The sequence below is a fragment of the Bradyrhizobium sp. 179 genome (genome assembly GCF_023073535.1).
In the GTDB taxonomy this organism is placed as follows: domain Bacteria; phylum Pseudomonadota; class Alphaproteobacteria; order Rhizobiales; family Xanthobacteraceae; genus Bradyrhizobium.
Map to the genome: position 1 here is coordinate 177,142 of NZ_JADPJR010000149.1, position 18,297 is coordinate 195,438.

Genomic DNA, 18,297 nt, shown 5'->3' on the forward strand with positions numbered 1-18,297 from the left:
CCGTTGTCATTCCGGGGCGTGCGCAGCACGAGCCGAAATCCATGGAGCCGCGGAGTTGATGGATGAATGGATTCCGGGCTTCGCTTCGCGAGCCCCGGAATGACGGCGAGAATTACGCCACGATTTTCTCCAGCACGCCCATCAGCGCCTCCGGCGCACGAATGCGCGATGTAAACGCTGCGGCCGCTTTAGGCCCCGCGCGTGTCCGCCCTCACCAGCGCCGGTGCAAGCGCATTGCCTTCGCGCCGCAGCTTCTTCGGCTCGAAACCGTGCATGCCGAGCTGCCATTGCAGTCCGACGATGGCGCCCTTGGTCGGTTGCAGTAATGCGAGCGACGCGAACAGCGTCACCGGCAGCCACACCGCGAGTTGCAGCCACTCCGGCGGCGCATAGGCGGTCTCAACCGCAAGGATCGCCGGCACCACGAGATGGCCGACCACGACCATCACAAGATAGGCCGGAAAGTCGTCTGCGCGCTGGTGAAACAGCTCCTCGCCGCAATGGTCGCAAGCGTCAGTCACTTTCAGGAAGCGGCCGAACATGTGCCCCTCCCCGCAATTCGGACATTTGCCGGTGAAACCGCGCCACATCGCCTTCGCCAGAGAGACCGTCGCCATGACCACACCTCTTCCCTTTCAACGATCCATACAATAATATGTTGCATCCATACATTTAAAGGATCTGAACCTAAATTGCATGGATTGGACCCCTACAATCTCTGAGCTTTCCGGCCCGAGCTACCAGCGTATTGTCGATGCCATGGAAGCCGACATCGCCGCGGGCCGGCTGGTGCGCGGCCAGCAATTGCCGACACAGCGCGCGCTCGCAAAAGCGCTCGGCATCGACCTCACAACGGTGACGCGCGCCTACACCGAGGCGCGGCGCCGCGGCATCATGGAGGCGCGGGTCGGACAGGGCTCGTTCGTGTCGGAGACCAGCGCGCGCCGCGCGGTCGACCTGCCCCACCCAGTCGCGATCGACCTCTCGATGAACGTGCCGCCACATCCGCTGGAGGCACAGCTCGACGAGCGCATCATCGCCGGAATGGAAGCCATCCGCGCGCAATCGGGCTTGACGGCGCATCTCAACTACCAGCCGCCCGGCGGCAGCGCACATGAGCGCGAGATTGCGGCACGCTGGATGCGCGCCCGCGTTGCGCATGCGCATGCCGACAAGCTCGTGATCTTTCCCGGCGCGCAGACGATCCTGTTCAACCTGCTCAGCCATCTCGCGCGGCCCGGCGACATCGTGCTGACCGAAGCGCTCACCTTTCCGGGCATCAAGGCCGCCGCGGCGCGGCTTGGGATCAAGCTCGTCGGCGTCGCCATGGATGACGGCGGCATCCTGCCCGACGCGCTGGCAGACGCTTGCCGCACCCACAGGCCGAAAGCCGTCTATCTCATTCCGACGCTGCACAATCCGACCACGGCGACGCTCTCCCCCGAGCGGCGCAGCGCGATCGCAAAGATCATCCGCAATGCCGGTACGACGCTGATCGAGGACGATGCCTACGGGCTGCTCGACCGTTCGGCATCGCCGATCGCAAGCCTCATTCCGGAGCGGACCTATCTCGCCACCACGCTGTCAAAATGCATCGCGCCGGCCCTCCGCGTCGCCTATCTGCTGACGCCCAACAATGATGCACAGCAGACGATGCGCAGCCATTTGCAGGCCACCGTGCAGATGCCGGCGCCGCTGATGGTGGCGCTGGTGACGCATTGGATCGAGACCGGCATTGCCGATCGCATCATCGCCGCCATCCGCAACGAAGCGGTTGGCCGCCAGCAGCTCGCGCAGCGCGCGCTGAAAGGATTTCAGTTCCTGGCCAGGCCCGCCGCCCATCATCTCTGGCTGAGGCTGCCGGAGGGCCGGTCCGATGTCGCGGGGCATCTCTTGCGGAATGGACTCGCACTGGTCGCCGCCGAAGCCTTCACCGTCGATGGGATGCCGCCGCATGCGGCGCGAGTCTCGCTGGGCGCAGCGCGCAACAGGGCGGAATTGACCGAGGCGCTGCGCATCCTGGTCAGCGCGCTGCACAAGCCGGCCGACACCAGGCAGATCGTCTAGCGAAAACCTATCGATGCTGACGGCGATGGCGCGAGCGAAGCGCAGGCACACCGGGTGACGGATAGGCCTGCGATGCATAGGCGTCGCGCGGGATGCCCTGCTGGCCGAGCGCAGCGCGCGCCGCCGGCGTGAGCTGGCCGCCATTCAGCACGTCGCGGTCGGGATGGGCGGCCTGATAGGCCGCAGGTTCGGAAAGCTGCGCCTGCGCTATTGTCGGCATCAAGGCCGCCGCCGACATCAGCGCGGCCGCAACGGCAATGTTCATGCCGGTCATCGCCATTCTCCATCATCTTGTGCGGGACTGACCGAACGGAGCGCACGATGGCGTCGGACGGGCCGCAGGATTGAAGTACTGAAGTACGACCGTCATGTAGGCGTGTCTTTCGCGAAAGCCCGAAGGCTGCAGATCACGCTTGCGTGCAGCACGGATTGACCGGCACGGCAGCAAGCGTGCTATGGGGCGCTGGTGATCAACAGTTCGGGATCGCCCATTGCGACAAGGATGATCCGTTGGAAACGCTCACCTACGTCCTGTTGTTGTTCGGCGCGCTGGCCGGCGGCTTCGTCTCGGGACTGGCCGGCTTCGGCACGGCGCTGATGGCGCTCGGCATCTGGCTCTACGTCCTGCCGCCATCGCTTGCGGTGCCGTTGGTGCTGATCTGCTCGGTAATCGCCCAGACCTCGACGCTGCCGTCGATGTGGAAGAGTTTTGACCTCTCGCTGGTCTGGCCGTTCCTGATCGGCGGGCTGGTCGGCGTGCCGCTGGGAACGATGATGGTGGCCTCGGCCGATCCAAAAGTTTTCAAGCTGAGCGTCGGTGTGCTGCTTCTGATCTTCTCGAGCGCGCTGTATCTGAACAAGAGGTCGCTCGCGATCGAATTCGGCGGCAGGATCGCAGACGGCGCGATCGGCTTTGCCGGCGGCATTCTTGGCGGCCTCGCGGGATTGTCGGGGCCGCTGCCGATCCTGTGGGCCAACATCCGCGGCTGGAACAAGCACGAGCGGCGCGGCATCTTCCAGCTCTTCAATTTTACGGTGCTCGCGACCGCGCTGGCGTTGCAGACCGCGTCGGGCCTCGTCGCCTTCAAAGTGGTCTGGCTCGCGCTGGTCGCCTTTCCGGGCACGCTGATCGGCGCATGGGCCGGCGCACGCGTCTATCACGCGTTGAGCGACAAGCATTTTGGCGATGTCGTGCTCGGCCTTCTGTTCCTGTCCGGCCTCGGCCTCGTCTGGAACAGTGTTGGCGCGTATTAGCCCCACGGCGCCGCAAATTATCCGGCGCCGCTGGGGAGGTGATTGTCGCTACGCAGGCGCACGCGCGGGAGGTGCGACAGGCTCAGCTTCGATCGGCCCGGGAGCCCCGACCTGCCGGAGCGGCGCCAGGCGCCTTTCGAACTCGCGGCGTAACAACCACAAGCTCAGCGCAGCCTGGAGCGTCGTCGCTGCGATCGACAAGTACCACACGTGCTCCATGCGGAAGCCCGGCCGCGTCGACAGCCAGATCGCCGGCAAGGAATAGGTGAACACGCGCGTCGCCGAGCTCAAGAGCACCGGCTTGGTATTGCCGAGGCCCTGGAACATGCTCGAGCAGGTGAAGATCAGGCCCTGCGCCACCATGTTGAACGAGATGATCCGCAGGAACAGGAAGGCGATCTCCATCGTCTCCCGGTCGTTGGAGAATCCGGCGAGCAGCAACTCCGGCTTCGCTTGCGCAAGGATCATGAAGCCGATCATCACGGCTGTGGTGATTAGCGCCGCCTTGACGAAGGTCTCCCGCACGCGCGCGCCGTTTGCGGCGCCGACGTTCTGGCCGGCGATCGGCCCGGCCGCGAGTGCGACCGCAAGCGCCGGCATCTGGATCAGGCCGAGCACCCGCTGCCCGATGCCGAATCCCGCCTGCGCCGCCGCACCGAAATCGCGCAGCACGTAATAGACCACGGCCATGAAGATGAACATCATCGCGAACTCGCCGCCGGCCGGCAGACCGAGATTGAGAATGCGCTTCAAATGGCGCGGCTGCGGGCGCCACTGCGCCGCGTTGAACGCGACGTAGCGCTCGACCTGGCGGAAGTACGCGAGCAGCATCAGAACGCCGATCGCTACCGCGATCGAGCTCGCCAGCCCGGCGCCGGCAACGCCGAGCGGATAGCCCGTGCCCCAGCCCGCGATCAGCACCGGCGCCAGCGCGATGTTGATGAGCACCGCGAGCGCCTGCACCAGCATGGCGGGACGGACAATGCCGGTCGCGCGCAGCGCAGACGCCATCACCTGAGTGGCAAACTGCAGCGCGAGCGCGGGCATGAACCACAATAGATAGATGGTCCCCGCCTCGATCGTGGCCTGATCCGCGGCGATCGAGCGCATGTAGAGACGCGACAAAGCTGCGCCCGCGGCCAGGGTCAGCAGGCCGAACAGCACCGACAGCGCGATCGCCTGGTTGAAGATCAGATTGGCATCCTGCCGATCCTTGCGTCCCACGGCGTGCGCGATCAGCGCCACCGTGCCGACGCCGAGCACCTGCATCAGCGCGTTGACGAGAAATCCGGCATTGCCGGCCGCGGCGACACCCGCGACGGCAGCATCGCCCAATCCCGAGACGAAGTAGAGATCGACCAGCTGGCAGACCATAATCGTGATCATGCCCACCATGATCGGCGGTGCCATGGCCAGGATGTGTCTCACGATGGGGCCGTTCGTCAGGTCCTTCATGTCATTCACCTCCGGCGGCGTGGCGTCGGGACTTCGCCCCGCCGCCGCGCGCCTCATTCCGCTGCTGCGATATGTCCGAGCTCCACCACCTGCCGCTCGAACAGACCACGATAGATGCCCCCTCGGTTGCCCGCGAGCACGGCATGCGTGCCCTGCTCGACGATCTCGCCGCGATCGAACACCAGGATGCGATCGAGGCTCTTCACGGTGGACAGCCGGTGCGCAATCACGATCGAGGTGCGGCCCTTCATCAGCCGCTCCATCGCCTGTTGGATCAGCGCCTCCGACTCCGAATCCAGACTCGAGGTCGCCTCGTCCAGCATCAGCACCGGCGCATCCGCCAGGAAGGCGCGCGCCAGCGCCACGCGCTGCCGCTCGCCGCCCGACAACTTCACGCCGCGCTCGCCGACCAGCGTGCCGTAGCCCTTGGGCAGGCGAAGAATGAACTCGTGCGCGTTCGCAAGCCGCGCCGCCTGCTCGATCGCCTCTAGGCTGGCGCCCGGCCGGCCATAGGCGATGTTTTCGGCGAGCGAGCGGTGGAACAGGATCGGCTCCTGCTGCACGATCGCGATCTGGCTGCGCAGCGATTGCTGCGTGGCGCGCGCGATGTCCTGCCCGTCGATCAGCACGCAGCCACTGGTGACGTCGTAAAGCCGCTGCACCAGCTTGACGAAGGTCGTCTTGCCGGAGCCGGAGCGGCCGACGAGGCCGACACGCTCGCCGGCGCGGATCGTCACCGACAGCCCGTCATAGAGCGGCGCGCGGTGGCCGCCATAATGGAACGTGACGTCGTCGAACACGATCTCGCCGCCCTCGATCGCGATCGGACGCGCATCGGAAGCATCCGCAATGCCGATCGGCTCGTCGTGGATCGCCACCAGCTCGTCCATGTCGTTGACCGAGCGCTGGAGGTTGTTGATGTGCATGCCGACGTCGCGCAAATAGGCGTGGATGACGTAATAGCTCGTCAGCACATACGTGACGTCGCCGGGCGTGGCATGACCTGACATCCACAGCAGCACCGAGCCGCCGATCACGGAGGCGCGCAGGCACAGCAGCAAGGAAAGCTGCGACATCGCCGTGTAATTGTAACGAAACCAGGTCCGCCGCACGCGCACGCGCCAACGGTTGATGACGCGCGCGAGCCGCGCATCCTCGCGCGCTTCGGCACCGAACGACTTCACCACGGCGTTGCAGGTCAGCGCGTCCGCCAGCGTGCCTCCGACCTTGGTGTCCCAGGCATTGGAGACGCGGGCTGCCGGCGCGATGTAGCGGGTCGAGAACACCACCGTGATGGTGACGTAGACGACCGCCCCGAGCGCGATCACCAGGCCGAGCGAGGCCCAGTGCACGCCGAGCAGGACCATCGACCCGATCAGCACGACCAGCGAAGGCAGAAGCGCGAGCAGAATGGTGTCGTTGAGCAGGTCGAGCGCCCACATGCCACGGGTGATCTTGCGCACCGTGGAGCCGGCAAAGGAGTTCGCGTGCCAGTCGGTCGAGAAGCGCTGCACGCGCGTGAACGCGTCCTGCGCGACGTCGGACATGGTCGTCAGCGTGAACGGCACGATCGCCTGGAGGCCGACGAGCCGCAGCACCATCGAGGCTGCGCCCAGCGCCACGATGGCGCCGAACGCCGTGAGCGCCGCGTGGCGCGCGTCCGGGTCGGACGGGCCGCGCGTCAGCGCATCGACCAGATGCCCTGAGAACACCGGCATGAACAGGTCGGCGAGAGTCGCGCCCAAGACGCCGCCGGCCACAACGAGGCCGCGCCCCGGCTGCTTCAGCCAGTGGCGGAACACGAAGGGCAGCACCACGCGAATTGCGGCGGGCTTTTTAGACAGAGCGGTCATGACATCATCCGGCCGCACGCGCGGGCCGGCTCCATCGATGGACACAGACCGGCCGCGAGGGCCGAGACGGCGTCACTCAAAACTGATTTTGACTTGGGAAGCGGAGCGATCGGGGCGCTTGGTCGAAATCTTGGCCCAATCGAAGCTGGCGGAAAGGGCCTCTATGAGGCCGAGCACATACCGAGCCAGAACATCGAGCGCGGGCGTGCGATCTGCGAATGCGTCGAAATCATGCAAATCCCTCCCGGCTCGATTGAATGAGGTGCGCTTTATAGATGTGTCGCAAGCGCTTTGCAACGGGGCTCGCGCGAGATCACGCACGAGTGTTGCAATTTGGTTCGCGACGCCGTCCGCATCGCTGGTTGCGCGCTGCCCACCCCAATCTCCGCCGTCATGCCCGGCTTGACGGGGCATCCAATACGGCGCGGCGAGTGTGGTGCGAGAGCGAGCTCTCCAAGGCCTGCCTCTGGAATACTGGATCGTCCGGTCAGCCGGACGATGACACCGAACACGTGGAGTTGCGTCAATGCGCGTCGCCGCCGGCACCAAACGGCGAAGGCGGCTTCTTCAGCAGCGCGACCAGGACGCTGAGCGCGAGATAGAACAGCGTCAGCACGAAGAAGGCGTCGCCAAAGCTCATCACCACGGCCTGGCGATGAACCAGCTGGGAGAGCTGCTTCATGGCCATCAGCGTGGCATCGCCAAGCCCCTGAAACTTCTGCATGAACATGGTCAGGGTTTCGGTCGCGGTCGCATTACCCCACGTCACGCGCTCCTGGAGGCGGGTGATGTGGAGGTCGGTGCGATCGTTGAGCACGGTGTTGATGACGGCGAGGCCGAGCGCGCCGCCGAGATTGCGCATCAGGTTGAACACGCCGCTCGCGTTCTTCACCTTCTCGGGTGCCAGCGTACCGAGGGCGACGTTGTTGGTCGGCACCATCGCGAACATCATGCCTATGCCGCGCAGGATCTGCGGCACCAGCAGTTCATAGAAATCATAGTCTCGCGTCATCCAGGTCATCTGGTAGGAGCCGAGCGCGAACACGACAAGACCGAACGCGATCATGTAGCGCATGTCGACCTTCGCCATGAGCCGGCCGACCAGCGGCGCGACCAGGAACATGGTGATGCCGGAGACGAACATGGTGTCGCCGATCATCAACGCGCTGTAGCCGCGCACTTCGGCGAGATAGCGCGGATAGATATAGGTCAGGCCATAGAGCCCGATCCCGATGCAGAACTGCAGCGTGCAGCCGACGGCGAAATTGCGGTCCGAGAAGGTGCGCAAGTTCACGATCGGCTCGGCCGCGGTGAAGACGCGCCAGAAGAAGGCGATTCCCGAGATTGCACAGATCCAGGCGCAGATCGCGACCGAGGTGTCCTGCATCCATTCATATTGCGGCCCCTCCTCCAGCACATATTCGAGCGTGCCGAGAAAGCCGGCCATGAACAACAGGCCCCACCAGTCGAAGCGGTCGAGCAGTTCGAGATGAGGCTCGTCGAAATCGACCAGCGCCAGCACGCCGACGGTGATGCCGATGCCAGGCAGAACGTTGATGTAGAACAGCCAATGCCAGGACATCGCGTCGGTGATGTAGCCGCCGACCGTCGGTCCGATCGTGGGTGCGAGGGTCGCAACAAGCCCGATGATGGGGCCGACGATGTGGAATTTCGAGCGCGGAAACACGGTATAGGCCGAGGCGAACACCGTCGGGATCATGCCGGCGCCGAGGAATCCCTGGAGCGCGCGCCAAAGGATCATCTCCTCGATGGTGCTGGCAAAGCCGCAGAGCAGGCTCGAGGCGGTGAAGCCGGCGGCCGAGATCGCGAACAACAGCCGCGTGCCAAAGGCGCGCGACAGGAATCCCGAGAGCGGAATGGCGATGACCTCGGCTATCAGATAGGCGGTCTGGACCCAGGAGACTTCGCTGGAGCTTGCCGACAGTCCGGCCTGGATTTCGCTCAAGGAGGCCGAGACGATCTGGATGTCCAGGATCGACATGAACATCCCGAACACCATGATGATGAAGGCAAACAGCCGCTTCGGCGCGATCCGCTCGGAAGCCGGGGCCGCCATCATGGCAGGTGAAGCGGTGGAGGTGTCGGCCATTTGTCAGCTCTGATAGGAGCAAGCTGCGAGTTGGCGGCACCTCTCCCGCTTGCGGGAGAGGTCGCGCCGAAGGCGCGGGTGAGGGTTCTCTCCTCTAGGGGATTGTCCCATTCTGGAAACACCCTCTCCCCAGCCCTCTCCCGCAAGCGGGAGAGGGAGCGCACCTGCATTCGCGGCTGCAGCGTGATTCATATCACCGCGCCTACTGCGGGTGAACCGCAATGGGATCGTCGAGATCGACCTCGCTGTCGGCATCGGCAGCACCCTTGTTGGTGTCGACGGTCGCGTAGACCGACATGCCGGCGCGGAGCAGGTTCTGCTTCGCCACCGATTTCGGCACGCGGATGCGCACCGGCACGCGCTGCACGATCTTGGTGAAGTTGCCGGTGGCATTGTCAGGCGGCAGCAGCGTGAACACCGAGCCCGCGCCCGCCGCGATGCTGTCGACGACGCCGGAGAACTTGCGCATGCCATAGGCATCGACCTTGATCGTCACCGGCTGGCCGGGGCGGATGCGCTTGAGCTGCGTTTCCTTGAAATTGGCGTCGATATAGACTTCGTCGAGCGGCACGATGTTGCCGAGGCGCTGGCCGACCGCGACGAAGTCGCCCGTATTGACCAGGCGATTCGAGAACGTGCCGTTGACCGGCGCGCGCACCGCGGTGAATCCGAGATCGCGCTCAGCCTTGGCGAGCGTGGTCTTGAGCTCGGCGAGCTGCGCCTGCGCTTCGGCCTGCTGCGCCTTGGCGACGTCGACATTGCTGACCGCGACGTCGTAGGCGGCCTGCGCGGCCTTGACCGCGGCCGCGCCCTGGTCGCGTCCGGCTTCCGAGCTCTCGAAGGTGGCGCGCGAGGCAAAGCCCTTGCTGCTCAGCGCCTGCTGGCGCTCATAGTCGAGATCGGCACGCTTGAGGCCCGCTTCAGCCGAGACGAGCTGCGCCTTTGCTTGCGCGACCTGGCTATCGAGTGCTGCGACCTGGCGGCTGATGCGGTCAATCGTGGCCTGCTGGGTCGCGATCTTGGTCGCGGCGGCATCGACTGCGATCTTGTAGTCGCCGTCGTCGATGCGGAAGACGACGTCGCCCGCGCGCACCGGCGAGTTGTCGCCGGCGAGGACCGCGGAGATGTGGCCGGCGACGCGCGCACCGAGCATGGTGTTGTTGGCGCGGACATAAGCATCGTCGGTGGAGATGTAGAAGCGGCCGACCAAGGTGTAGTAACCGGCATAGCTCGCGACCGCGAGCGCCAGCAGCAAGCCAACGCCCATCAGGACGAATTTGCGCTTGCCGGATTTGGGCGCGGCGGCAGCAGCGCTATGGACAGGGGCAGCCGGGGCCGCCCTGTCAGTCGCGGGCTTCTCGGCCACCTCGACGCTGCGGTGCTCGGTTTCCTCGACCACATGAGAGCGCAATTTCTCAGCCAGGACGGCGGGTTTCTCGCTCGCCGCGTCACCGCTCGCCTGCTCCGGCGTCGTCTCCACCGCTTCCTGGCGAAGGACGCGCGCAGCCTGGTCTCTCGATACGGCCATAAAGGCCTCCCCAAAAGCGCGAGCAGGGGTGGCCGCCACGGCACGCCCCTTTTCGCTCGTCCTGAATACCTTGACCGAACGGTTCGGTCAATCTACATAATATTCCCGGTGTCATCTTAATAGCCGGAATCCTTTATTCGGGTTCATAGCCCCAGACGCGGATCCAAAAACCTTCCGAGACCCTAAACCAATGGTTGTAGCTGCCAGCGAACGTCTTCACATCGTCCCGGAGGAGGACAGCTCCAAGCGACGTCAAATCCTGGACGGTGCTCGCAAAGTGTTCATGGCTCTCGGTTTCGACGGCGCCAGCATGGGCGAGATCGCGCGCGCGGCACAGGTTTCCAAGGGCACGCTCTACGTCTATTTCGCCGACAAATCGGCGCTGTTCGAAGCCATTCTCGAAGAGGAGGCGCTCCAGCACGGCCAGGTCGTGTTCAATTTCGATCCCGCGCGCGATGCCGAGACCACGCTGAAGGATTTCGGCCAGGCCTATATCCATTTACTCTGCCGGCCCGGCGGCGGATCGGCAATCCGCACCGTGATGGCAATCGCCGAGCGCATGCCCGACGTCGGCCGCCGTTACTATGCGCGGGTGCTGGACAAGACCATCCACCGGTTGTCCGATTATCTCAAAGCCCATGTCGCTTCCGGCGATCTCGACATCGACGATTGCGATCTTGCCGCCTCGCAATTCATGGAACTGTGCAAGGCCTCGCTGTTCCTGCCGTTCGTCTTCCAGGCTGCTCCCGCACCGTCGCAAGAGCGCATGACCGAAGTCGTCGACAGCGCGACGCGGATGTTCCTCGCGACGTATCGGGCGAAGTAACCGCGAGCGGGCTACGCGTTGCGCAGGCGCGTCGCGGGCGGTTATATTTGCGTCCATGCCTCGTGATCTTCGCCCCCCTGTCGATATTCTCCACTATGAGATCGTCCAGGAGCAGGCCTCGGCGCTTGGACGAATGGGCCGCGCGCTGGAACAGAGCCTCGCGCGTTTGCGCGAGTTCGACGCCGCCCACGCGGCCTCGGGGATACCGGCCTCACTGCAACCGGCCAGACGTAGGCTGGTGCATGAAGCCGGCCATGCGCTGTGGATGTTCGTAGTGCAACGCGAGGCGTCCGGTCTTCGCGACAGCCGCCACATCATGCGAACCTACAACGTCCCTGGCGAGGTGCAGCGGTGCATGGGGCTCCCACCGTCGAAGCCGGCCTCGAAATGACTTGCTGGCGGGCTACGGCCCCATCGTAGCCACCGGTTTTGCGCAAGCCTCAATCGTCGGCGTACTCGTCTTCTTCGCGCTTGTGCGCGGCGCTCTTGCGGCCGAGCGAACCAGTCACGGAAGGATCGCGTGCATTCGCATAGGGGCTGCGTGACTGCGCACGCGCAGCGACCTCATCGCCGGAGACGGCGGCGGGCTGGCAGATCAGGCGACGGCTGGCGCGGCGCATCAGATCGACGTGGATGTGATCGTAATGATAGACGTTGGAGCCGGGCGCGAGCACCGTCGTGAAATGCGCGCAGGCACCGGACTGCACGTCGCGCAAAAATCCCTGCTCTTCCGGCATGCCGCGCCAGCCTTCCTTCACAGTGACACGGCGGCCGTCGGCGAGCACGAAGGCGGAAATATCGAGCGCATTGCCGAAGGCGTGCTCGGAAATGTGGGCGCGCGAGTTGCCGTTCATGCCGCGGCAGGAATAGGCGGAGATCTGCTTGATCTCGGCGACACGGACCCCGAACCAGCGCATGGCCGAGGGCTGCACGGTGTCGGCGAGCCAGCGGTCGAGCTCGGATACGATCGGACAGGCCAGCGTCGCGGTCGGCTTGATCGCAACGGGACCGACGGCGGTGAGGGGATTGCCCTGCGCCGGGCCAAGACGCGGCAGCGGCTGCTGCGCGGGCGGTTGCCCGTAGGGTGCCGCACCGGCCGGCCGCGCCGGATAGCTCGGCGCATTCATGTAGCGCGCGGCCCCCGCGGCATCGGTGCCCTCGGGCGGCAGATCGATCTCGTCTTCCTGCGGCACCACGCCGGGCGCGTTCAGCGACATCGGTCCGGTTGAAGTGCCATAGCCGGAAGGCTGCTGCACCGCGCTCTCCGGATAGTTCGATCGCTGCGGGTGGGAGGGTGCCGGATAATTCTGGCTCTGCGGATAGTTCGACCGCGGCTGCGTGACCGGCCAGCGCGGCTGGTTGCCGATGCTCCCCGGCGGACGCAGCTCCTCGTCGGCAAAGCCATAGCTGTTGGAGGCTTCGCCGATGGCGGCGACCTTCAGCGGAAATTCGGCGCCACATTGGCCAGGGCCGGAGATCGGATCGATGCGGACGATGTCCGCACTCTCCTTGACCGCTCCAGATTTCAGGCACGCCGCTTCCGCCTCGGCCCGCCACGGTTCGCGTTCGGCCTGGAAGAAGCCGCGTCCACAACCCGCAAGCGAAACAAGGACGATGGAGCCGACGAGATACAAACGAACTCCGCGCGTCATGAACGCACGTTCGGTGAATTTACTTAAAGACTCTTCAACGTGTCGTTTCAGCCTTCTTTAACCATGCCGGCCCGCGTGCGCCGAAATGCTGCCAGACTGAGCGACAGGACGACTGACTTTTTCGGAAGGAGACTCTCTGTTAACCATAAAGCTCGCGCAACGCGGCGCGACAGCGGGAGCGATCGCATGACGTTCGCCGGCAGACTGAGCATTATCACCGCGTACCTCGCCATGGCCTTCGTCGGCGCCATCGTGTTCGGCATCATATAGGGCCGCGCTCCATCTCATGGATCGTTACCGACATCAGGCCAAGATGGCCGAATGTGCGCCGGCTCACGCAGGCGACGGCCAGAGGTAGTGATGTCGATCACGGAAGAAGGGACAGCCGGGGCGTAGGGTCGAACTACGCTCAGTCCACCAGCGACACCAGTCCATACGCGGACACGGAGGTTGTCATGAACAAGCTCACCATCGCCGCCACGGCGCTCTTCCTTGCTTCGACCGCCGCGGCGCATGCGGGCAATTCGATCTCGTTCCAGATCGAAGGCCAGCACATCCGCATTGAGACGCCGCGCAATTGTGCCTCACTCAATTGCGTGGCCATCGTGGCGCCGGGCCTGTCGGACAAGCCGATCAAGCTGAACAACATCAACCTCAAGGGCCTGGGCGGCTCCAAGGAGGATGACGTCGACACCACGCCGGCTCCGGCGACCACGAATGCGCAGCCGGCGCCGGCTCCGGTGCAGCAGCAGCCAGTGCCACAGGCGCCGGTCCAGGCGACTGCGCCCGCCGCAACGGACCCGACGGCTCCCGCCGCCGCGTCCGCCGGCCTCGACACCGCGCAGCCTGCACCTGTTGCGGCGCCTGCTCCCGTCGCTGCACCCGCTCCCATCGCTGCTGCTCCCGCGCCGGCCCCGGCTGCGGTTGCCGCGGCGCCCGTGGCGCCACCAAACTCGCCGATCGGCGTGTGGGCGACCGAAGAGAACAAAGGCAATGTCCGTGTCGAACAGTGCGGCGCCAATCTCTGCGGTTATGCCGTGAAGACCAATGAGCGCATCCTGATCAACATGAAGCCCGACGGCTCGAAGTGGAGCGGCCGCATCCACGATCCCAACTCTGGCCGCAATTACGACTCGACCATCGCGATGAAAGGTCCGAATGCAATGCGCGTGCAGGGCTGCGCCTTCGGCGGTATGTTCTGCGGCGGCCAGACCTGGAAGCGCGTGAGCTGACATCGAAGGTGTCGACCAGCGCGCGGCGCGCGCTCACGCCTCGCCGCGCAGCCACGCCTTCACCTTCTGCAACAAGCCGTGCGCAGTTCGTCGACCGAGGCGGCTTGGGCTGGTGTCAGCGTCTGCAAGGCCGCATCGATATGATCGGCCGGCGGCGTCGGCTCGGGCGAAGGCGCAACACCGGCAGCGGCGAGTGCAATCGGACCGATCTGCGCCAGGAACGCGCGCTCATATTCGCGCGACAGCCGCGCGATTGCGTCGTCCAACGTCAGCCAGTCCACCGCCTTGATGTCGTTCATAGGTTTGCGGACTGGTCCGCCATCGGCCTCCATGCGCCAGAAATGCACGACCTTGGTGCGCCCGCCCGATTGATAGCCCAGCGTGCCCAGAAATTCGTGCACCGCGACGTCGTGCCCGGTCTCTTCCAGCACCTCGCGATGCGCGGCCTCCTTTGGCGTCTCGCCGTCGTCGAGCTTACCCTTGGGCAAGACCCATTCGTTGCGCTTGCGCTGGCGCACCACGGCGATCAGCGGCATCGAACCTCGCCGCAGCACAATACCACCCGCCGCCATCACCGGCGCCCGCGCCATCACTCACATCCAGTTGTCCCCGCGGACGATATAGGCGGCGGGCGCGGCGGATTGAAGGCTACTTTCTCTTCAGCAGCGCTTGACCGGCGCGGATGCGCGTGCCCTCCGTGATGCCGTCGCAGAACGTGAAATCGCCGGGCGCCAGGATGATGATGGTCGAGCCGTGCTCGAACCAGCCGAGCTCCTCGCCTTTGATCACGTTGACGTCGCAGGGAAAATTGACGGGGCCATGGGTCTGCGCGTTCAGCACCATGTCGAGAAAGTGCAGGCGGATGCTCGCGACCAGGATGGCGGCGACCGGCACCAGCGTCACCGCCTCGCCGGTCGGCAAATGCGTGCGAATGACCGCGCGCTCGTTCTTGCAGAACAGCCGCTCGACGCGCTTCAGCGCGATGGGGTTGACGTTCCAGACGTCGCCATGGATCAGCGTGACGCGCTCGATATGCGCATCATAAGGCGCGTGGAAACGGTGATACATGCTGGAGGTCAGCCGCAGCGTGACGAAGCTTCCGTTGCGGTGCTGGTCGACCAGGGCGGAATCGCCGACGAGATCGAGCAGCGAATAGGGCGCACCTTTGACCTGAAACAGTTCGGTGTCGGCGATCCGGCCATGGGCGCCGACAATGCCGTCGGAGGGGCTCGCGACCACGGCCGGGTCCGGATCGAACGGCCGCAGATCCGGCTTGAGCTCCCGGGTGAAGCAGTCATGCAGACTCTTGAAACGATCTTTTCGCGCCTCCGACAGATCGAGGTCGGAGAACAGCTTCCACAGCGCGATCGAGAAGTCCCGCACAAACGGGTTCTCGATCTTGGAGAACCAGCCCATGAAGCGGGTCAGGGCCGCGCGCGGGATGCGGTTGGTCAACAGGAAGTTGAGGTCTTCCTGCTGGGTGAAAGAGGCGATGAGGGCTTTGACTGTCATGAATCTGTCAGCTCGCAGGGTTAGCGCTTGTTGTCATGGAAACGACACTCCCGATTCTCTCGATGTCCGTGGCCGCCGCAGCGTCCGCTGCCGCCGCCTTCCCGAAGCTCAAGGCGCGCATCGAGCTCTCCCGCGCCAAGCACCGCTCGCTCTCCGGGCACTCCAAGATGTCGCGCCGCGTGGCGCGGCTGATCCCGTTCTACGAGTTCGGAAACGACGACTACTTCTCCTGCGATGGCGCGCCGGCGAACATCGCGGCTCAGCGCAAGGAGGGCTTCTTCCGCCTCGCCGGCCTCTACGCCGAGCGCTATCCCAGGGGACGCGCGATGACGAAGGAGGCCGCGGAGAGGATCTCCGATCTGAACTTCACCGAGAGCTACCGCGTGCCGTTCCAGTTCTCGCGACTGGTCCGCGAGCATCTGGGCACCTCGACTTTCATGGAAGCCTCGCGCGGCGTCACCGTCACGGATATCGACGGCAACAGCTTCTACGATCTCACCGGCTCCTACGGCGTCAACATCTTCGGCAACGACTTCTACAAGGAGTGCATCGAGGGCGCCGAGAAGCGGGCGCACGCGCTCGGCCCCGTGCTCGGCCCCTACCATCCCGTCATCCTCGACAACGTGCAGCGGCTCTGCCGAATCTCGGGCCTCGACGAGGTCTCGTTCCACATGTCCGGCACCGAAGCCGTGATGCAGGCGGTGCGACTCGCGCGCTACCACACCAAGCGCACGCATCTCGTCCGCTTCGCCGGCGCCTATCACGGCTGGTGGGGCGACGTGCAGCCCGGCGTCGGCAATCCAATTCCCGCGCACGAGACCTACACCCTCGCCGAGATGTCGGAGAGGACCCTGCACGTGCTGCGTACCCGCAAGGACATCGCCTGCGTGCTGGTCAACCCGCTGCAGGGCCTGCATCCGAACGCCAATGCCCCCGGCGATTCCTCGCTGGTCGATTCCTCCCGTGGCGGCAATTTCGACCGCGCGGCGTACACCGAGTGGCTCAAGAAGCTGCGCGAGGTCTGCGACCAACGCGGCATCGTGCTGATCTTCGATGAAGTGTTCGTCGGCTTCCGTCTCGCCGTCGGCGGTGCCCAGGAATATTTCGGCGTGCGCGCCGACATGGTGACTTACGGCAAGAGCCTCGCCGGCGGCCTGCCGGTCGGCGTGGTCTGCGGCAGACGCGAATTGATGCGCCGCTTCCGCGACGACCGTCCCGCCGACGTCTGCTTCGCCCGCGGCACCTTCAACTCGCATCCCTACGTCATGACGGCGATGGACGAGTTCTTGAGCCGCCTCGCCAGCCCCAACTTCCGCGCCGTCTATGACGGGCTGGAGGAAACCTGGAACGGCCGGGTCCAGACGCTCAACCACATGATGAGCGATGCCGACCTGCCGGTGCGGTTCGCCAACTTCTCCTCGATCTGGACGGTGAAATACACCACCCCCTCCCGCTACAACTGGATGCTGCAATATTATCTGCGCGCCGAAGGCCTGGCGCTGAGCTGGGTCGGCACCGGCCGGCTGATCTTCAGTCTCAACTACACCGACGCCGATTTCACCGAGGTCGCCGAACGCTTCGTCCGCGCGGCCCAGAAGATGAAGGCTGACGGTTTCTGGTGGCACGACGGCGCGCTCACCAACAAGAGCATCAAGCGGCAGATCCTGAAAGAGATGCTGGCCAAGCGGTTCGGGCGTTGAGGCCGATTCTTTCCACATAACCACTGTCATTCCGGGGCGATGCGAAGCATCGAACTCCGGTGCGCAATTGCGCACCTGAGAATCTCGAGCTTCCGGGTTCGGTCCTACGGACCGCCCCGGAATGACGGCGCTTGAGGCGCCCCCACACACGTGGATGCCCGGGACGAGCCCGGGCATGACGCCAGCATCAGACATCAGAGTATCGGATATGTGCAGTGCGCTCAGGCGTGCTGCTCTTCGAGCGTCGGCTCACCGATGAGGCCCAGCGTGTGCTCGGGGTTGAGGTGCAGGCCGGGGTCCATCAGCTCGCCGCGCATCAGCGCGAGCGGAGCCTTGCGATAGAGCATCAAATCATGGAACGGATCGGTCAGGATCTTGGTCATCCAGACGAGACCGGTCTCGACGTCGCGGATGAAGAACAGGTGCACGGTACGGAACAACAGACCGCCGCCACCGACCAGGAGCCAGATCTTGGCGACCTGCCGCATGAAGTCGGTCGCGCTCGCCCAGGGCGTGAACAGGCCGAACAGCGTGGGATCGGCGAACAGCACCAGCGGCGAGAGCGCCCAGATCGCCATCAGCACCACCTTGCGCTGAAGGTTGTAGCCGACCTTGATCTCTTCCTTGTGTTCGTGCGTCGCCTGGTTGATGTGGTCGTAACCGCGCGGCTCGAAGAAGAAGTGACCGGCCTGGCGCGAGGTCATCGAGACCAGCCAGCCGACCAGCGCGGACACTACGGGGTCGATGAACAGCCAGACATAGGCAAAGAGAAAGCTCAGCGCGCTGACGAAGTGCAGGCTCTGATTGATGCGGCTGTGGTGATAGTAGCGATGGTCGTCCCAGCGCTGGATGCGCAGCTGCTCGAGATAATTCTTGATCATGCTCTTCCCCAAGATGCTTTCGGGTACGGGATTTAAACGGATTCGATGTAGGCCGTGTGACATCATCATTTTGTCATGTGACGATGTGCAGCGGCGCGATGACGCACGGTTACTCTCCCCCCTCACCCCAGGGGAATCGCATATGGATTTCTCTGGCCTATTGCATTGGAGAGCAAGAGAGATTCTGAAGACGACTCCCAGAGCATGGAGGGGGTCGGATGCGGAGG

At 64.7% G+C, this 18,297-nt stretch carries 16 protein-coding genes and 1 pseudogene; 6 read left to right on the top strand and 11 right to left on the bottom strand.

The window, feature by feature from the left end; translation table 11 throughout:
- Positions 1–188 precede the first annotated feature (188 nt).
- Positions 189–617, bottom strand: a complete 429-nt coding sequence (locus IVB12_RS34920) for a DUF983 domain-containing protein (RefSeq protein ID WP_247306758.1) — start codon at positions 615–617, stop codon at positions 189–191.
- Positions 618–696: 79 nt separating this feature from the next.
- Here IVB12_RS34920 and IVB12_RS34925 point away from each other — a divergent pair, with 79 nt between their 5' ends.
- Positions 697–2,067 (top strand): PLP-dependent aminotransferase family protein, encoded by a 1,371-nt coding sequence (locus IVB12_RS34925; RefSeq protein ID WP_247306760.1) that lies wholly within the window; start codon positions 697–699, stop codon positions 2,065–2,067.
- A gap of 7 nt (positions 2,068–2,074) precedes the next feature.
- Here IVB12_RS34925 and IVB12_RS34930 read toward each other — a convergent pair whose 3' ends face one another.
- Positions 2,075–2,341 (bottom strand): hypothetical protein, encoded by a 267-nt coding sequence (locus IVB12_RS34930; RefSeq protein ID WP_247306762.1) that lies wholly within the window; start codon positions 2,339–2,341, stop codon positions 2,075–2,077.
- Positions 2,342–2,577: 236 nt separating this feature from the next.
- On the opposite strand from IVB12_RS34930, the gene IVB12_RS34935 reads away from it, so the two are divergent.
- Complete coding sequence (locus IVB12_RS34935) at positions 2,578–3,321, top strand: sulfite exporter TauE/SafE family protein (RefSeq protein WP_247306835.1); 744 nt, start codon at positions 2,578–2,580, stop codon at positions 3,319–3,321.
- A 48-nt stretch (positions 3,322–3,369) separates the two neighbouring features.
- On the opposite strand, the gene IVB12_RS34940 is transcribed toward IVB12_RS34935, so the two are convergent.
- The 5 genes from IVB12_RS34940 to IVB12_RS34960 form a co-directional block, all read right to left on the bottom strand.
- The gene (locus IVB12_RS34940) at positions 3,370–4,776 is read right to left on the bottom strand and encodes an MATE family efflux transporter (protein ID WP_247306764.1); all 1,407 of its coding nucleotides are present in this window, start codon (positions 4,774–4,776) and stop codon (positions 3,370–3,372) included.
- Positions 4,777–4,829: 53 nt separating this feature from the next.
- A complete protein-coding gene (locus IVB12_RS34945; RefSeq protein ID WP_247306766.1) occupies positions 4,830–6,629 on the bottom strand; it encodes an ABC transporter ATP-binding protein in 1,800 nt (599 codons plus the stop codon).
- Positions 6,630–6,701: 72 nt separating this feature from the next.
- Positions 6,702–6,866, bottom strand: a complete 165-nt coding sequence (locus IVB12_RS34950) for a hypothetical protein (protein ID WP_247306768.1) — start codon at positions 6,864–6,866, stop codon at positions 6,702–6,704.
- Positions 6,867–7,152: 286 nt separating this feature from the next.
- The gene (locus IVB12_RS34955) at positions 7,153–8,739 is read right to left on the bottom strand and encodes a DHA2 family efflux MFS transporter permease subunit (protein ID WP_247306770.1); all 1,587 of its coding nucleotides are present in this window, start codon (positions 8,737–8,739) and stop codon (positions 7,153–7,155) included.
- A gap of 202 nt (positions 8,740–8,941) precedes the next feature.
- Positions 8,942–10,267, bottom strand: a complete 1,326-nt coding sequence (locus IVB12_RS34960) for an HlyD family secretion protein (protein WP_247306772.1) — start codon at positions 10,265–10,267, stop codon at positions 8,942–8,944.
- 190 nt (positions 10,268–10,457) lie between these two features.
- On the opposite strand from IVB12_RS34960, the gene IVB12_RS34965 reads away from it, so the two are divergent.
- Entirely contained in the window at positions 10,458–11,093 is a 636-nt protein-coding gene (locus IVB12_RS34965) for a TetR/AcrR family transcriptional regulator (protein WP_247278449.1), read from the top strand.
- Positions 11,094–11,148: 55 nt separating this feature from the next.
- Positions 11,149–11,484 (top strand): DUF6665 family protein, encoded by a 336-nt coding sequence (locus IVB12_RS34970; RefSeq protein ID WP_247306774.1) that lies wholly within the window; start codon positions 11,149–11,151, stop codon positions 11,482–11,484.
- Positions 11,485–11,533: 49 nt separating this feature from the next.
- Here the strand turns inward: IVB12_RS34970 and IVB12_RS34975 are convergent, their stop codons facing one another.
- Entirely contained in the window at positions 11,534–12,745 is a 1,212-nt protein-coding gene (locus IVB12_RS34975) for an extensin family protein (RefSeq protein ID WP_247306776.1), read from the bottom strand.
- Between the two features lie 455 nt (positions 12,746–13,200).
- Between IVB12_RS34975 and IVB12_RS34980 the strand changes: the two genes are divergently transcribed.
- Positions 13,201–13,977, top strand: coding sequence for a DUF2147 domain-containing protein (locus tag IVB12_RS34980; RefSeq protein WP_247306781.1), 777 nt, complete (start codon positions 13,201–13,203; stop codon positions 13,975–13,977).
- Positions 13,978–14,010: 33 nt separating this feature from the next.
- Here IVB12_RS34980 and IVB12_RS34985 read toward each other — a convergent pair.
- Positions 14,011–14,567: pseudogene (locus IVB12_RS34985) on the bottom strand (NUDIX hydrolase).
- 58 nt (positions 14,568–14,625) lie between these two features.
- On the bottom strand, positions 14,626–15,489 hold the full coding sequence (gene asd, locus IVB12_RS34990) for an archaetidylserine decarboxylase (RefSeq protein WP_247306785.1): 864 nt from the start codon (positions 15,487–15,489) through the stop codon (positions 14,626–14,628).
- A gap of 35 nt (positions 15,490–15,524) precedes the next feature.
- Between asd and IVB12_RS34995 the strand changes: the two genes are divergently transcribed.
- Positions 15,525–17,189, top strand: a complete 1,665-nt coding sequence (locus IVB12_RS34995; RefSeq protein WP_247306803.1) for an aminotransferase class III-fold pyridoxal phosphate-dependent enzyme — start codon at positions 15,525–15,527, stop codon at positions 17,187–17,189.
- A 221-nt stretch (positions 17,190–17,410) separates the two neighbouring features.
- Here IVB12_RS34995 and IVB12_RS35000 read toward each other — a convergent pair whose 3' ends face one another.
- Positions 17,411–18,070 carry a hypothetical protein gene (locus tag IVB12_RS35000; RefSeq protein ID WP_247306805.1) on the bottom strand — a complete coding sequence of 220 codons (660 nt, stop codon included), beginning with the start codon at positions 18,068–18,070 and terminating at the stop codon, positions 17,411–17,413.
- Positions 18,071–18,297: the final 227 nt, after the last annotated feature.

What these genes read in the sequence shown, in the direction of transcription:
- IVB12_RS34920 (WP_247306758.1), bottom strand. Translation starts at nt 617, where the DNA reads ATGGCGACGGTCTCTCTGGCGAAGGCGATGTGGCGCGGTTTCACCGGC.
- IVB12_RS34925 (WP_247306760.1), top strand. Translation starts at nt 697, where the DNA reads ATGGATTGGACCCCTACAATCTCTGAGCTTTCCGGCCCGAGCTACCAG.
- IVB12_RS34930 (WP_247306762.1), bottom strand. Translation starts at nt 2,341, where the DNA reads ATGACCGGCATGAACATTGCCGTTGCGGCCGCGCTGATGTCGGCGGCG.
- IVB12_RS34940 (WP_247306764.1), bottom strand. Translation starts at nt 4,776, where the DNA reads ATGAAGGACCTGACGAACGGCCCCATCGTGAGACACATCCTGGCCATG.
- IVB12_RS34945 (WP_247306766.1), bottom strand. Translation starts at nt 6,629, where the DNA reads ATGACCGCTCTGTCTAAAAAGCCCGCCGCAATTCGCGTGGTGCTGCCC.
- IVB12_RS34955 (WP_247306770.1), bottom strand. Translation starts at nt 8,739, where the DNA reads ATGGCCGACACCTCCACCGCTTCACCTGCCATGATGGCGGCCCCGGCT.
- IVB12_RS34960 (WP_247306772.1), bottom strand. Translation starts at nt 10,267, where the DNA reads ATGGCCGTATCGAGAGACCAGGCTGCGCGCGTCCTTCGCCAGGAAGCG.
- IVB12_RS34965 (WP_247278449.1), top strand. Translation starts at nt 10,458, where the DNA reads ATGGTTGTAGCTGCCAGCGAACGTCTTCACATCGTCCCGGAGGAGGAC.
- IVB12_RS34970 (WP_247306774.1), top strand. Translation starts at nt 11,149, where the DNA reads ATGCCTCGTGATCTTCGCCCCCCTGTCGATATTCTCCACTATGAGATC.
- IVB12_RS34975 (WP_247306776.1), bottom strand. Translation starts at nt 12,745, where the DNA reads ATGACGCGCGGAGTTCGTTTGTATCTCGTCGGCTCCATCGTCCTTGTT.
- IVB12_RS34980 (WP_247306781.1), top strand. Translation starts at nt 13,201, where the DNA reads ATGAACAAGCTCACCATCGCCGCCACGGCGCTCTTCCTTGCTTCGACC.
- asd (WP_247306785.1), bottom strand. Translation starts at nt 15,489, where the DNA reads ATGACAGTCAAAGCCCTCATCGCCTCTTTCACCCAGCAGGAAGACCTC.
- IVB12_RS34995 (WP_247306803.1), top strand. Translation starts at nt 15,525, where the DNA reads ATGGAAACGACACTCCCGATTCTCTCGATGTCCGTGGCCGCCGCAGCG.
- IVB12_RS35000 (WP_247306805.1), bottom strand. Translation starts at nt 18,070, where the DNA reads ATGATCAAGAATTATCTCGAGCAGCTGCGCATCCAGCGCTGGGACGAC.